The following is a 15,669-nucleotide window of genomic DNA, read 5'->3' on the forward strand; positions in this document are numbered from 1 at the left end:
CGCGGCCCTGGTCATGCTCCAGTCGGAACCGTTCGACGCGGGAGGACGCCTTCATGACCATGCACCCTGAACGCGGCGCGGACGTGCCGTTGCCCGACCTGTGCGTGCACGAGCTGTTCGCCCGCTACGCCGCCGAGGCACCGGATGCCACCGCCGTGCGGTACGGCGACGAGCGGCTCGACTACGGCGAGCTGGACCGCCGCGCCAACCGGTTCGCGCATCTGTTGCGAGCGCGGGGAATCGGGCCGGAGACGCCGGTCGCGCTGTGTCTGGAGCGCGGGACGACGCTGCTGGTCGCGATGCTCGGAATTCTCAAGGCAGGCGGCTATTACGTCCCGCTCGACCCGGGTTATCCGCCCGAGCGGCTCGCGTTCATGCTCGGCGACTCCGGCGCGACGGTCGCGGTCGCCGAACGGGCGCTGGCGGACCGGGTCCAGGCCGCGCCGACGGTCGTTCTCGCCGACGAAGCCGACCTCAGCGAATGGCCGAGCACTCCGCCGGTCGTGAACGCGGTGCCGGACAACCTGATCTATCAGATGTACACCTCCGGCTCCACCGGCCTGCCGAAGGGCGTGCAGGTGACGCATCGCGGGGTGGTCCGGCTGGTGCACGGTTCCGGATTCGCCGATTTCGGTGCGGGAGAAGTGTTTCTGCTGCTGACGTCGCTGTGTTTCGACGTCTCGACGTTCGAGTTGTGGGGCGCGCTCGCCACCGGCGCGGCGCTCGCGGTATTGCCTCCGGGGGTGCCGACGGCGGCGACGGTGGAGGAGGCGGTGCGCCGGTTCGGGGTCACGACGGTGTGGCTCAGTTCCGGGCTGTTCGGGCACGTCGTCGACGACCGGGTGACCGCGCTCGCCGGGGTGCGGCACGTGATCGCGGGCGGCGACGTCGTGCCGCCGGTGCAGGCGCGGCGGGTGATCGAAGAACTCGGGGCCGAGATGAGCAACGGCTACGGCCCGACGGAGTGCACCACTTTCGCTTGCGTGCACCGGGGAATGACGGTCGCCGACACCGCCGGGCCGATCCCGATCGGCAAGCCCATCGCCAATACGCACGCCTTCGTCGCCGATGCCGACGGGGTGCCGGTCGAGCCGGGCGAGCGCGGGGAATTGCTGCTCGGCGGTCCCGGTGTCGCGCGCGGCTACTTCCGTCGCCCCGCGCTTACTGCCGAGCGGTTCGTTCCCGACCCTGCTGGCGGTGGCGGGCGTCTTTACCGCACCGGCGACGAGGTCGCGCTCCGGCCGGACGGGACGTTCGCCTTCTTCGGACGCCTTGATCAGCAGGTCAAGATCCGCGGCTTCCGAGTCGAGCCGGGCGAGGTGGAGGCAGTGCTCACGGCGCATCCGCTCGTGCGATCGGCCGTAGTGGTGCCCTATGAACGCGACGGCGGCGACCGGGTTCTTGCGGCGCACGTGGTCGCTGAGCGGCCCGCGGCGGCTGAACTGCGGGAATTCCTGCTCGCCCGGTTGCCCGCGCATTTGGTGCCCTCGCTGTGGTCCTGGCTCGACGAACTGCCGATCACGCCCAACGGCAAGGTCGATCGCGCCGCGTTGCCGGAGCCGGAGGAGGCCGGGCCGGCGGCGGAGTTCGTCGCGCCGCGGACGCCGGTCGAGGAGGCCGTCGCCGAGGTGTGGCGGGAATTGCTGGACCTGCCGCGCGTCGGCGTCCACGACGATTTCTTCGCCGACCTTGGCGGGCATTCGCTGCTGGCGACCCGGGTGGTGGCGTTGCTGGGGGAGCGTTTCCCGGTGGAGCTGCCGGTGAGCACGGTGTTCGAGGCGTCGACGGTGGAGCTGCTGGCCGGGGAGGTGCATCGGGCGGTGGCGGAGTATGTGGCGGCATTGTCCGATGTGGACGTTGAGCACGCGCTGGGCTGAGTGACGCCCCTCAGGGATCCATCGCGAGGAGGATCGGGCTAATACTCTTGATTTCCTCGAGGAGGCGCGCGGCTCCCCGCCGCACCTCCTCGTTCGCGCTGCGCGTGAGCGGTTCGCACATTCCGGCTGCCACGAGCGCTGCCGCCACCAAGCTGAGGCCAACGGCGTCGAACCGCCGGAGCAAGGCTTCCGCGGCCGCGGTGGAGCAACGGATTTCAGGCCTGTTCGATGACCGTAGCCAGCTCGGCGACGGTACGGGCGGCGAAGAGGTCCCGCAGCGAGACCCGGACGCCGAGCTGCTTCCGAATCCGCGCCAGGACCCGGGTCGCCAGCAGGGAATGCCCGCCGATGCGGAAGAAATCGTCGTGCACGCTGATTTCCTCCACCCGCAGCACTTCCCGCCAGATGTCGGCCAGCGCGTGCTCCACCGCGGACGACGGCTGGGCGACGGGCTCGGCTCGCACGGCGCTCTCGGGCGACGGATCCGGCAGTGCCGCCCGGTCCACCTTCTTGCTCGGCGTCAGCGGCAGCGCGGCCAGCGCGACCCACTGCGCCGGGACCAGATAGTCCGGCAGCTGCGCCCGCAGGCTCGCCCGGAGCGCGGCGAAGTCCGGTTCTCCCTCCGCCGCGACAACATAGGCGACCAGCGTCCGCTCCGGCAGGTCCTTCACCACCACGGCTGCGGCGCGCACCGCGGGATGCGCGTCGAGGGCGGCTTCGATCTCGCCGAGTTCGATCCGGAAACCGCGGATCTTCACCTGCCGGTCGAGCCGGCCGAGGAACTCCACCGTCCCGTCCGGGCGGAAGCGGGCGAGGTCGCCGGTGCGGTACAGCCGGGCGCCGGGCGAGTGCGGGTCGGGCACGAACTTGTCCGCGGTGAGTCCGGGGCGGCGGAGGTAGCCGCGGGCTACGCGGAGGCCGCCGAGGTGCAGTTCGCCGGGCACGCCGACCGGTGTCGGCTGCCCGGCGGAGTCGAGGACGCGCACGCTGGTCGCGGCCACCGGGCGGCCGATCGGCAGGCTGGCGGCGTCGAGGTCGGCGTCGTCGGCCCACTGCAGCATGCTGGAGATCGTCGCCTCGGTCGGGCCGTAACAGGCGACGAAACGGCCGGGCAATCGCAGTTCGCGCCAGCGTCGGGCGTCCTCGGTGGTCACGACGTCCGCGCCGACGTTCACCATGTTCAGGTGAGCGACTCGCGGATCGCGCGGAGCGAGCACGCCGAGCAGCTCGCGATAGTAAGCCGGGGTCAGGTTGACGCTGGTGATCCGGTGCCGGCCGAGCTGGTCGGCGAGCTCCTCCGGCTCCCAGAACAGCGGATCGCTCAGCACCACCGACGCGCCCGCCAGCAGCGGCGCGCCGATCTGCTCGAGCGAGCCGTCGAAGGCCAGCGAGGCGAGCGAGAGCACCCGGTCGGCCGCGGTGATTCCGTACTCGCGGGCGATGATCTGCGCGTGTTCGGCGTACGAACCGTGCTCGATCTGGACGCCTTTCGGACGTCCGGTCGAGCCGGAAGTGTAGATGACATAAGCGAGATGATCCGGTGCTACTGTCCAAGTAGGACTGTCCGAAGAGGTCTCAGCGGTGTCGTCGAGGGTAACGACTGGGCAGCCTCCGAACAGCCCTGCGTAGCGTTCCTCGGTGACTACGGTGGCGGTGCGGGCGTCCTCGACGAGGTAGGCGAGCCGCTCGGGCGGGTTGGCCGGGTCGAACGGGACGTACGCCGCGCCGGATTTCAGGACGCCGACCAGCGCTATGACCGCGTCGATGCTTCGTTCGAGGCAGACGCCGACCGTCGATTCCGGGCCGAGCCCTCTGGTGCGGAGGTATCGGGCGAGGCGGTTGGCCGCCGCGTCGAGCTGGGCGAAGGTCAGTTCCTGGCCGCCGCAATGCACGGCGAGGCGGTCCGGGGTTTCGGCCGCTCGCTGGGCGAACAGTTCGGGGAAACAGCCTGGCGACACCTCGTCGCCGGGTGCCGAACCCCAGTCGGAGAGCAGAGCCAGTTCCGCGTCCGGAGTCAGGCGCAGTTCGCTCAGGCGCCGCGCCGGATTGTCGGCGACGCTTTCCAGCAGGCACTGGAAGCGGGCGGCCAGCCGGTGCGCGGTGGCGGGTGCGAACAGGGCGGTCGGGTAGGTGAGGGTCCCGGTCAGCGAACCGTCCGGACGGTGTTCGAACTGCAGCCCGAGGTCGAACGACGCGGCCGTCCAGTCCACATCGGACTCTTCGACGTCCAGGCCGGGCAGCCGGAACCGCTCCCCGGGCACCTCGTGCAGGCCGAAGAACGCTTGCACCAGCGGATTGCGGGACAGATCGCGGTCCGGTTCGAATTCGCCGACGAGCCAGTCGAAGGGGACGTCCTGGTTGCCGAAGGCGTCCAGCGCGGTCCCGGCCACCTGGTCGAGGAAGGTCGTGAAGGCCGGGTCGCCGCCGAGATCGGCCCGCAGCACGAGGGTGTTGACGAAGAACCCGGCCAGTCCCTCGACCTCGGCGGGGGCGCGCCCGGCGACCGGGCAGCCGACGGCGATGTCCGAGCCGCCGGTGTGCCGGGCGAGAAAGACCTGGTAGGCGGCCAGCAGGACCATGAACGGCGTCGCCCGGCGGGACCGGCCGAGCGCGGTGAGCCGTTCCGCGAGCGCGGCGGGGACCTCGATCCGGACGGCGGCCCCGGCCGGATCCCACACCGGCCCGCGGGGGCGGTCGGCGGGCAGCTCCAGCGGGGCCAGCCCGGCGAGCCGTTCGCGCCAGTAGGCGAGCTGGCCCGCGAGCCGGGTGGCGGCGTCTTCCCGTTGCCAGAGCGCGAAATCGGCGTACTGGACCGGCAACGCGGGCAGGCCGGGCAGGGTTCCGGTGTGGAACGCGCGGTAAAGCTCGGCGAGTTCGGCGGCGAAGACGTCCCAGGACGCGCCGTCGAAGGCGATGTGGTGCACGACGACCAGCAGCACGTGCTCGCGCGCGTCGAGGCGGAGCAGCCGGGCACGCAGCGGCAGGTCGGTGGCGAGGTCGAAGGGCACGGTCAGCTCGGCCGCGACGATGGTGTCCAGTTCGCTTTCCGTGACGCCTTCGATCGGCAGCGGAACCGGCTGCGGCTTCCCGACCACCTGGACCGGCACGCCCTCGCGGCTGCGATACCGCGTCCGCAGCACCTCGTGCCGGGCGACGAACGCGTCGAGCGAACGGCCCAACGCGGCGACGTCCAGCTTGCCGCGCACCCGGAGCGTCAGCGGGAGGAGGTACTCGGTTCCGCCGGGCCGCAACGCGTCGAGGAACCACAGTCTTTCCTGCGAGAAGGACAGCGGCAGGTCGCCGGGCATGGTCATGGCGACAGGGTGGCTGTTCTTCGTCGGCGGGCCTAGAGCCGGGACGGTGCGCGCGTTGCTGCGCGTTCTTCTCTGTCGCGCCGCCGTGTGCGCGGGGAGGCTCGGCTCGCGACGGGACGGGTGTGCCCGGCGCGAGGACGAGGAGGACCGGATGAGCGAGGACGAACGCACCTACGGCGTCGTGCTCAACGACGAGGAGCAGTACTCGATCTGGCTGGTCGACCGCGAGCTGCCGGCGGGCTGGCGGTACGAGGGGAAGCGCGGCCCGAAGCAGGAGTGCCTCGACCACATCGACGAGGTGTGGACCGACATGCGCCCGAAAAGCCTGCGCGAGCGGATGCGCGCGGACGCTTCGGCCTAGCCTCGCCCGCCGTGTCCGTGAAGGGAACCCTGAGGGACTCAGAGTCCGTGAAGGTTCCCCTCACGGACGTTCGCTGACCAGCCTCGCCGATCGACCCGCAGGGGGAGCGATGACCACCGAACAATCCCGGCGCGACGAGCTGCTGGAGCGCTACCTGGCCGCGGCCCCGGCTCCGGCCCGTCCGGCGGCGGCGATGCGGGCCGATCGCAGCCGCCCGCTGCCGCTTTCCCCGGCGCAGCAACGGGTCTGGGTGCTGGACCGGCTCCGGCCCGGCGGCGCCGAGTACGTGGTGACCGCGGCGTGGCGGCTGCGCGGCCCGCTCGACGTGCCGCGGTTGCGGGCGTGCTGGCTGACGATCGTGGAGCGGCACGAAATCCTGCGCACCACCTACGTCGAGCGGGACGGCGTGCCGGAACAGCTCGTCGGGGAACCCGGGGTTGATCTGACTGTCCAGGACGTCGTCGAGGAGGACGTCGAGGCGGTCATTCGGGACGCGGCGTCGGTTCCGTTCGATTTGGCGCGGGACCGGCCGTTGCGGGTGCGGGTGTTGCGGCAGTCCGCGGAGGAGCACGTTCTGCTGCTCGTCGTGCACCACATCGCGTACGACGGGTGGTCGACGTCGGTCGTCGCACGGGAGCTCGCGGCGCTGTACGGCGGGGAGACTTTGCCGGAGCTGCCGGTCCAGTATGCCGATTTTGCTTCCTGGCAACGGAACCACGCGGCAGGCGAGCGGGTGACGGAGCAGGTCGAGTTCTGGGGTCGCCGCCTCGACGGGGTTGTGCCGCTGACCCTGCCGACAGACCGCCCGCGCCCGCCGGTGCATGATCCGCGCGGGGACATCCTGCGGTTCACTGTGGACGCTGAACTGGGGACGGCGGTCGCCGGGCTCGGCCGGGCGCATCGGGCGACCACTTTTATGGTTCTGCTGGCTGCCTATCAGATTCTGCTGAGCCGGTATTCAGGGCAGGCGGATATTGCGGTCGGTACCCCGATCGCTGGGCGAACGCGTGCTGAAGCGCAGGAGCTGATCGGGCTTTTCCTGAACACTCTCGTCTTGCGGTCCGATGTGGACGGTTCGTTGTCGTTCAGGCAGTTCCTCGACGGCGTCCGGCAGGACACCCTTGACGCGTACTCTAACCAGGACGCGCCATTTGAGCGGCTGGCCGACGAGTTGGCGCCGGAACGCGACCTGTCGCGCAATCCGCTTTTCCAGGCCATGCTTGTGCTGCAGAACACTGCGGACGCCGGGTTTGCAACAGCAGGATTGCGCGGCGAGCAGATTCACTCTCCTTGGCGCAGCGCGAAGTTCGACCTCACGCTGGAGTTGACCGAGCAGCCGGACGGCAGCCTGGACGGCGTCCTGGAGTATCCCGTCGCGCTGTTCGATCGGGCCACTGTCGCGCGGATCGGCGGGCATTTCACGGAGTTGTTGCGCGGGATTGTCGCGGATCCTGGTGCGCGGCTTTCGGATCTGCCTTGGCTGAGTGCTGCTGAAAGTGCTGAGCTGGCGCGGTGGAACGAGACTGACGTTCCCTTCGAGGCCGGGACGTTGCTGTCGCTCATCGCCGAAGGTGTTGCTTCCGGCGGAACCGCGGTCGTTGCCGACGGCCGCGAAGTGTCCTATGTGGAACTGGACGAGCTGTCGAACCAAGCGGCGCATTGGCTTCGTGCGCGCGGGGTGGGTTCGGAGTCGGTGGTCGGGGTTCGGCTGGAGCGCGGCTTGGAGATGGTGGTCGCGCTGCTCGGGGTTCTCAAGGCGGGGGCGGCGTATTTGCCGTTGGATCCGGATTATCCCGAGGACCGGCTGCGGTTCATGATCAAGGATTCCGGTGCCGAAGTGGTGATCGAGCCAGGCGACCTCACTGCTCTCGATAAGCCACGACAGCCGGTGAATGTCTTAGTACGGCCCGAGAATGCGGCGTACGTGATTTACACATCGGGGTCGACTGGCAAGCCGAAGGGCGTGGTGATCGAGCATCGCGGGATCGTGAACCGGCTGCGGTGGATGCAGGACGAATACGGTCTCACTCCTGAGGACCGGGTGCTGCAGAAGACGCCGTTCGGTTTCGATGTTTCGGTCTGGGAATTCTTCTGGACCCTCTCCGCCGGCGCGACGCTCGTCATGGCCCGGCCGGGCGGGCACCGCGATCCGGCCTATCTCGCCGAGGTCATGGCCGAAGGGATCACCACGGCGCATTTCGTGCCGTCGATGCTGCGGGCGTTCCTGTCCGGACCGGTGCCGTCGTTGCGCCGGGTGCTGTGCAGCGGCGAGGCACTGCCGGACGAGCTGGCGGAACGATTCCACCGGCTTATCGGCTCGGAGCTGCACAATCTCTACGGGCCGACGGAGGCGTCCGTGGACGTCACGGCGACCCGATGCCTGCCGGGCGAGACCGTGACGATCGGCCGCGCGATCGCGAATACCCGGGTGTTCGTGGTGGACGCCGAGTTGCGCGAGGTGCCGGTGGGCGTGCCTGGCGAGCTGGTCATCGCCGGCGTGCAGCTGGCCCGCGGCTACCTGAACCGGCAGTCGCTGACCGCCGGGAGTTTCGTCCCGGACCCGTTCGCGCGGCAGCCCGGCCAACGGCTGTACCGCACCGGGGACCTCGCCCGGCGGCTGCCCGACGGCCGGATCGAATACCGGGGGCGGCTCGATCACCAGGTCAAGCTTCACGGCAACCGGATCGAACTCGGCGAGGTCGAGGCGACCCTGCTGACGCACCCCGACCTGCGCGCGGCCGCGGCCTCGGTGCGCGACGACCGGCTGGTCGGCTACTTCGTGCCCGAACCCGGCCGTACCCCGGATCCTGCCGAGTTGCGCGCCCATCTGGCTCGCACGCTGCCGGAACCGATGCTGCCGTCGGCGTGGGTCACGCTCGAGGCGCTGCCGCTGACCGCCAGCGGAAAGATCGATCGCAACGCTTTGCCCGCGCCGGAGGGCGGACAGACGGCACGCTATGTCGCGCCGCGCACTCCCGCTGAGGCAGCTGTGGCCCGCGCGTTCGCGGCTGCGACTGGCGTCGACCGAGTCGGTGTGGAGGACAGCTTTTTCGCGCTGGGCGGGGATTCTCTGCGAGCCATCCGGGCTGTCGGGCTGCTGAACGCGGAGGGGATCGAGGCGAGCGTCGCAGACCTCTTCCGCCGGCAGCGAGTGGCCGACTTCGCCGCTGGGCTCGGCGGTCTAGCGGCGACTTTCGAGGCGGTTTCGCCCTTCGCGCAACTGGATGCTGATCAGCGGCATACATTGCCAGACGACGTAACCGACGCTTATCCGTTGTCGCTTTCGCAGGCGGGCATGGTGCACGAGATGCTCGCCGGCGCCGACCGCGGGCTCTACCTGAACCACCTCGGCTATCCGGTGCACGAGGAATTCCGGCTGGACGACTTGCAGCAGGCGGCCAACCGGCTGGTCGCACGGCACGAGATCCTGCGTACTTCCATCGACTTCGCCGCTGTTCCGCCGTTGCAGCGGGTGCACGAGACCGCCGTCCTGGAGGTGACCTGCGACGACCTGCGTGCGTTGTCCGCCGACGAGCAGGCCGCGCGCGTGCGGCAGTACCCGGCGGAGGATCGGGCTCGTGGCTTCGACCTGCTCCGTCCTTCGCTGCTGCGCCTGCACGTCCACTGGCTCGCCGATCGCGAGTGGCGGCTGTCGTTCAGCTACGTGCACGCGATTCTCGATGGCTGGAGCCAGAATTCGCTCGTCGCCGAGCTGATCTCGGACTACCGGGCGGGTGCGGCGGGACCGGCCGAACCGCCACCGGTTCGATTCGCGGACACGGTGGCCCGGGAGCGGGAGTCGCTGGAGTCCACTGTGGACCGCGAGTTCTGGGCAGGCCGGGCGAGTGCGGCCGAGCGCTTCACCGTGCCGACCGGCTGGGCAGGCGAAGACGACGGGGTGTATCGGACGGTGCGGGTGCCGTTCGACGACCTGACGGCCCGGCTCCGCGCGGTCGCTTCGTCGGCGGGGGTGCCGCTGAAGAGCCTGCTGCTGGCCGCGCATCTCACCGTGCTGCGCACGATCGGTGGTCACGATCGGCCGTTTCATACCGGCGTGGTGACCAACAGCAGGCTTGAACGCGCTGGCGGCGACCAAGTGCGCGGGATGTTCTTGAACACCGTGCCATTCGTGGCTCCTCCGGATGCGCGGGACTGGCCGGAGCTGGCTCGCGCGGTTTTCGCGGAGGAGACCGCGATGTGGCCGCATCGGCATTTCCCGCTGCCCGCGATGCAGGCCGCCTGGGGCGGGCACGCTCCGCTCGTCGACGTTTTCTTCAATCACACGGATATGCACGTGCTCGCGGAGGCGCTGGTCGACCTGGCTGAGGTTGCGGACAGCACGCCGAACGAGTTCGGGCTTTCTGTCTCGACTGTGCCCGGTGCTTTCGTGCTGGAGGCTTTCACCCATCGGGTTGCCTTGGCGCACTTGGAGTTTCTTGCGCGGCTGTATCGGCACGTGCTGGAACGGATCGTCGCCGAGCCGGCTTCCCCGCCGCAGCGGTGCGGCCTGCCCGCCGCGGATCGGGCTCTGCTGCTGCGGAATCCCGCGCGGACCGAGCCCGCTGGGCGGATGCTGCCGGAACTGTTCGCGACCACCGCGGCGGCGCACCCTGACGCGCCGGCCGTGCTGTGCGGCGAGGTGACGCTCACTTATCAGGAATTGTCGGTGCGGGTCGTTAGGCTGGCACGGTATCTGAAGGAACACGGGGTGCGGCGCGGGGCACTGGTGGGCGTCCTGCTCGACCGCGGGCCGGGGTTGCTGGTCGCGCTGCTGGCGGTGCATCGGGCCGGGGCCGCGTATGTGCCGATCGATCCGCGCTATCCGGCCAAGCGGGTCGGTTACGTGCTGGCTGATTCTGTTGTGGAGGTGGTGCTGAGCGAGGAGCCGCTGGCGGGACTGCTGGAGGGGACGGGCTGTTCGGCGCTGCTGCTGGACCGCGACGCCGCGGTGGTTGGGGTGCGGTCGGGCCGCGACGCTGGGGCGGTCGAGGTGCGTGCAGGGGCGCCGTCGGGCCGCGGCGCTGGGATGATTGAGGCGTGCCCGGCGGGGCTGTCAGATCGCGCGTCCGGGGCGGTTGAGTCCCGCGCCGCGGTGCCGCGGGATCCGGATGCCGCGACTGTCGAGGGCCGCTGGCCAGTGTCGTTGGATCAGGATGCCGGGGCGGTTGAGGGCGGTTCGGCAGCGCCGCCGGACCCCAACGCCACAGCCGTCGCTGGCGGTCCAGCGGATGTCCCGGTGCCCCGGCTGGACGGGGACGAACTCGCCTACGTCATCTACACCTCCGGCTCCACCGGTCAGCCCAAGGGCGTCCAGATCGGCCACGGCGCGCTGGCGAATTTCCTCCTCTCCATGCGCGACCGGCCTGGTCTCGCGCCGGGCTCCGCAGTGCTTGCGTTGACGACTGTGTCGTTCGACATCTCCGCGCTGGAGCTGTATTTGCCGCTGCTGGTCGGCGGTCGGGTGATCCTCGCGACCGCTGAGGAGTGCATCGACCCGCAACGTCAGGCCGCGTTGATCGAGCGGACTTCGCCGTCGGTTGTGCAGGCGACGCCGTCGGGCTTGCGGCTCCTGGTCGATTCGGGCTGGACGCCGCCCGCGGAACTCACCGTCTTCGCTGGCGGCGAGAAACTCCCTGACGACCTGGCTCGGCGGCTCACCGCGGGCGGGGCGCGGCTGTGGGATCTCTACGGCCCGACCGAAACGACGATCTGGTCCACCGTCGCCGAACTCGGCGGGGATGCCGTCGTCGGCTGGGAACCGGTCGCCAACACCGGCATCTACCTGCTCGGCGATGATCTGGAGCCAGTTCCGCTCGGCGTGGTCGGCGAGGTGTGGATCGGCGGCGACGGCCTCGCGCGCGGCTACGCCGGCCGTCCGGGACTGACCGCGGAGCGGTTCGCGCCCGATCCGCACGGACTCGCGCCCGGCGGGCGGCTCTATCGCACCGGCGACCTGGCCCGGCGGCGTCCGGACGGCTCGGTGGAGATCCTCGGCCGGGCCGACGACCAGGTCAAGGTCCGCGGGCACCGGGTCGAACCGGGCGAGGTCGAGGCTGTGCTGCGGGCCGATCCGCGCATCCGGGACGCGGCGGTGCAGCCCATTCCCACTCCCGACGGTGGCCTCGAGTTGACCGCCTACGTGGTTGCCGAGACGCAACTATCCATTATGGACGTCCGAAACGGACTGTCCGGGACTCTGCCGGACTACCTGGTGCCCAGCGGTTTCGTTCTGCTGCCCGAACTGCCGCGGACGCCGGCCGGGAAACTCGACCGCGCCGCGTTGCCCGCGCCGGAGCCGGTGACGCGGGAACGTCCGTATGTCGCACCGCGCGGGTCGGTGGAGGAGCTGGTCGCGGGCGTGTGGGCGGAGGTGCTCGGCGCCGAGCGGATCGGGGCGCGGGACGATTTCTTCGACCTCGGCGGGCATTCCGTCGCCGCCACGCGAATCTCGGTCCGGCTGCGCGCCGCCTTGGCCGCCGACGTTCCGGTGCGGGCGCTGTTCGACCATCCGACCGTCGAGGCCCTCGCCGCCGCGGTCGCCGGGTACCCGCGGCTCGCGGCGGAACCGGCCGCCCGCGCGACGATCCGGCCGCGCGCGATGGTCCAGCCGGTGAGCGAAGACGGATGAGCGAGGCGTTGGCGGTCGTCGTGGGGTATGTGCGGTCGGTGATGCGGCCGCGCGCGGTGGTCCAGCCGGTGGGTGAGGACGGATGAGTGAGGTGTTGGCGGTCGTCGTGGGATATGTGCGGTCGGTGATGCGGCTGCGTGCGGTGGTCTGGTTGGTGGGTGGCGACGGATGAGCGCGGCGTTGCTGGAACTGATGGCCGAGAGCATCGCCACCGGCGGATGTCTGCGGCTCGTCATGGAACCGGCTGCCCGGACGATGATCCGGCCGATGAGCGAGGACACATGAGCGAGACGTTGCTGGACCTGGTAGCCGAGGGAGTGACCGCCGGCGGGGTGGCGGTGGTCGCGGACGGCCGCGAAGTGTCCTACGCGGAGCTGGACGCCCTGGCGAACCAGGCGGCGCATCGGCTCAGAGCGTTGGGGGTCGGGCCGGAGTCGGTGGTCGGGGTTCGGCTGGAGCGCGGTTTGGAGATGGTGGTCGCGCTGCTCGGGGTTCTCAAGGCGGGGGCGGCTTACCTGCCGCTGGATCCGGATTATCCCGAGGACCGGCTTCGGTTCATGGTCGAGGATTCGGGCGCCGGAGTCGTGATCGGGCCGGGTGATCTGACGGGTCTCGATGAGCCCGCGGAGCCGGTGAATGCCTTAGTGCGGCCGGAGAACGCGGCGTACGTGATCTACACCTCGGGCTCGACCGGGCGGCCCAAGGGCGTCGTGATCGAGCATCGCGGGATCGTCAACCGGCTGCGGTGGATGCAGCGCGAGTACGGTCTGACGCCGCAAGACCGAGTGTTGCAGAAGACGCCGTTCGGGTTCGACGTGTCGGTGTGGGAGTTTTTCTGGACGCTTTCCGTCGGCGCAACCCTCGTGATGGCCCGGCCGGGTGGACATCGCGATCCGGCGTATCTCGCGGAAACTCTGGTGGCGGAAAGGATTACGACGGTCCATTTCGTGCCGTCGATGCTGCGGGCGTTCCTGGCCGGTCCGGTGCCGTCGTTGCCGGTACGGCGGGTCTTGTGCAGCGGCGAGGCATTGCCGGACGAGCTGGCGGAACGGTTCCATCGGGTGGTCGGTGCCGAGCTGCACAATCTGTACGGGCCGACGGAGGCGTCGGTGGATGTCACGGCGACCCGGTGCCTGCCGGGGGAGGCTGTCACGATCGGGTACCCGATTGCCAACACCGAGATTCACCTCCTCGACGAAGAGTTGACTATTGCCGGGGTGCAGGTGGCGCGGGGCTATCTGAATCGTCCGGCGTTGACAGCCGAGAAATTCGTGCCCAATCCGTTTGCGCGGAAGCCCGGTGAAAGGCTGTATCGGACTGGCGATCGTGCCCGGCGGCGCGAGGACGGCGCGTTCGAGTACTTGGGGCGGTTCGACCATCAGGTCAAGATCCACGGCAACCGGATTGAGCTCGGCGAGGTCGAGGCCGCGCTGCATGAACACCCGATGATTGCCGCGGCGGCTGCCGCGGTGCACGGAGATCGGCTCGTCGCTTACTGTGTTTACCGCGACGGGGCCACGCCTTCGACGTCTGAGTTGCGGGCGCATCTGGCTCGCTCCTTGCCGGAGCCGATGCTTCCGTCGGCGTGGATCTCGTTGGCCGCGTTGCCGCTTACGTCGAGTGGCAAGATTGATCGTAAAGCCCTGCCGGTGCCCGATAATACCCGTCCCGCGTTGGCCGTGGAATACGTCGAACCTCGGAATGTCGCCGAAAAGGCGATCGCCGAGATTTGGGCAGAAGCGCTCGGGATCAGTCCGGTCGGCGTCCTCGATCCGTTTCTCGAACTCGGCGGTCGTTCGCTGGCCGCTACCCGGATTTGCTCACGGGTCTCGCGCGACACTGGCCGACGGTTGTCCGTCGCGGATCTGTTTGCCGCGCCGACGGTTGCCGAGTTGGCCGAGTTGGTCGCTTCGGCCCCGACCTTAAACATCCATAGTGGACAGGCGGCGATTTCTCCGGCGCAGCACCGGATGTGGTTTCTTGATCAGCTGTCGGGACCGTCCTCGACGTACACGATGTACGAGGCCTATCGGTGTACCGGCCACCTGGACGTCGAGAAGTTGCGGCGTGCGTTGGCGGAGGTCGTGCAGCGGCACGAGGCCTTGCGCACGACGTTCCGCAGCCGTCGCGGCGAACCGGAACGCCACGTCTCCGCCGAATCCGAGGTCTCGCTGACGGTGGTCGACGGGTCGGCGCAGGAGATCGTCGACGCCGAGATCGCGCGGCCGTTCGATCTGGCTCGCGGGCCGTTGCTGCGGTGCACGGTGATCCGCGGCGAGCCGGGCAGGTTCACGCTGCTCGCGGTGATCCATCACATCATCGCCGACGACACCTCGATGGAGATCTTCTGGCGCGACCTCGCCGAATGCTATGCCGGGCGAGCGGCTGCGCTGCCGGAAGCGGTCGCGTTCTGCCCCGCGCCGGATCAATCGGGGCTCGAGTACTGGAAGTCGGCTTTGGCGGGCGCGCCGCGGGCGATTGAGCTTCCGGACAGCCTTCCGCGGCCGGCTCGTCAGGCGCAGGTAGAAGGTGCGGTCGAGTTCTCGTTGCCGCAGCACGTTGTCGCCGCGCTCGACGCGGTCGCCACCAGGGCGGGTGCGACGGGGTTCATGGCTTTGCTGGCCGCGTTCGTCCTCGAGCTGCGCCGGGCTACCGGCCGGGACGATCTCGTCGTCGGGACCTTCGCCGGCAACCGGCCGTCGGTCGAGGCCGAGGACCTGATCGGGCTGTTCGTGAATACGCTCGCGCTGCGCGTGCGGGTCCCCGGCGATCCGGCGTACCGGGAGGTGCTCGACGCGGTGCGGGAGGCGGTGCTCGGCGGGTTCCGGCATCAGGACGTCCCGTTCGACCAGGTCGTGACGGCGCTGCGGCCGCCGCGCGATTTGAGCCGGAATCCGGTGGCGCAGGTGGCGTTCCAGTCGCTCGGGCCGCTCGCGGACCGGGTCCGGCTCGAGGGCGTCCGCGCCGAGCCGTGGCGGGTCGGGCAGGGCGGGAATCCCTTTGACGTGCTGGTGACGGTTCGCGAGCATCCCGGCGGGACGGCCGGGACGCTGCATTACGACCGGGCGTTGTTCACCGAAACCGCGGCGAAGACGATGGCTGACCGGTTAGTGCGGGTCGTGCACGCGGTGGCGGCCGCGCCGGCGACGCGCGGTTCGGAGCTGCCGGGGTGAGCGGATCTCCTAGACTGGCCGGGTGGACGGGGACGCGGCGTACCGGCCGCAGCTCGGCGAGCGCGAGCTGCGGGTGCTCAGGCTTGTCGCCGACGGGTACAGCAACAGCGAGATCGCGGCTGAACTCGGCTGGTCGGAGCATACGGTGAAGAACGCGTTGTACGACCTGATGGCGACGCTGGGGGTGCGCAACCGCGCGCACGCGGCGGCTTACGCGGTGCGGAACGGCTTGATCTAGCGGAGGTCTTGGCGCTCCTGTCGAAGGTCCGTGAGGGGAACCCTGAGGGAATCAGAGTCCCTCAGGGTTCCCCTCACG

6 protein-coding genes are annotated in these 15,669 nt (G+C 69.9%); 5 read left to right on the forward strand and 1 reads right to left on the reverse strand.

Annotated features, from left to right (window positions below; translation table 11 throughout):
* Positions 1 to 53: 53 nt before the first annotated feature.
* Positions 54 to 1,877, forward strand: coding sequence for an amino acid adenylation domain-containing protein (locus ACFXI3_RS41920; RefSeq protein ID WP_378407350.1), 1,824 nt, complete (start codon positions 54 to 56; stop codon positions 1,875 to 1,877).
* Between the two features lie 215 nt (positions 1,878 to 2,092).
* On the opposite strand, the gene ACFXI3_RS41925 is transcribed toward ACFXI3_RS41920, so the two are convergent.
* Positions 2,093 to 5,191 carry an amino acid adenylation domain-containing protein gene (locus ACFXI3_RS41925; RefSeq protein ID WP_378407352.1) on the reverse strand — a complete coding sequence of 1,033 codons (3,099 nt, stop codon included), beginning with the start codon at positions 5,189 to 5,191 and terminating at the stop codon, positions 2,093 to 2,095.
* Between the two features lie 151 nt (positions 5,192 to 5,342).
* On the opposite strand from ACFXI3_RS41925, the gene ACFXI3_RS41930 reads away from it, so the two are divergent.
* The 4 genes from ACFXI3_RS41930 (at position 5,343) to ACFXI3_RS41945 (ending at position 15,591) form a co-directional block, all read left to right on the forward strand.
* Complete coding sequence (locus tag ACFXI3_RS41930) at positions 5,343 to 5,552, forward strand: MbtH family NRPS accessory protein (protein WP_344272636.1); 210 nt, start codon at positions 5,343 to 5,345, stop codon at positions 5,550 to 5,552.
* Between the two features lie 109 nt (positions 5,553 to 5,661).
* On the forward strand, positions 5,662 to 12,180 hold the full coding sequence (locus ACFXI3_RS41935; RefSeq protein ID WP_378407354.1) for an amino acid adenylation domain-containing protein: 6,519 nt from the start codon (positions 5,662 to 5,664) through the stop codon (positions 12,178 to 12,180).
* 281 nt (positions 12,181 to 12,461) lie between these two features.
* The gene (locus tag ACFXI3_RS41940) at positions 12,462 to 15,353 is read left to right on the forward strand and encodes an amino acid adenylation domain-containing protein (RefSeq protein WP_378407356.1); all 2,892 of its coding nucleotides are present in this window, start codon (positions 12,462 to 12,464) and stop codon (positions 15,351 to 15,353) included.
* 22 nt (positions 15,354 to 15,375) lie between these two features.
* Positions 15,376 to 15,591 (forward strand): helix-turn-helix transcriptional regulator, encoded by a 216-nt coding sequence (locus ACFXI3_RS41945; RefSeq protein WP_344272644.1) that lies wholly within the window; start codon positions 15,376 to 15,378, stop codon positions 15,589 to 15,591.
* Positions 15,592 to 15,669 lie beyond the last annotated feature (78 nt).

Origin of the sequence: Amycolatopsis sp. NPDC059235 (assembly GCF_042754125.1) — a bacterium.
GTDB classification, from domain to species: domain Bacteria; phylum Actinomycetota; class Actinomycetes; order Mycobacteriales; family Pseudonocardiaceae; genus Amycolatopsis; species Amycolatopsis albidoflava.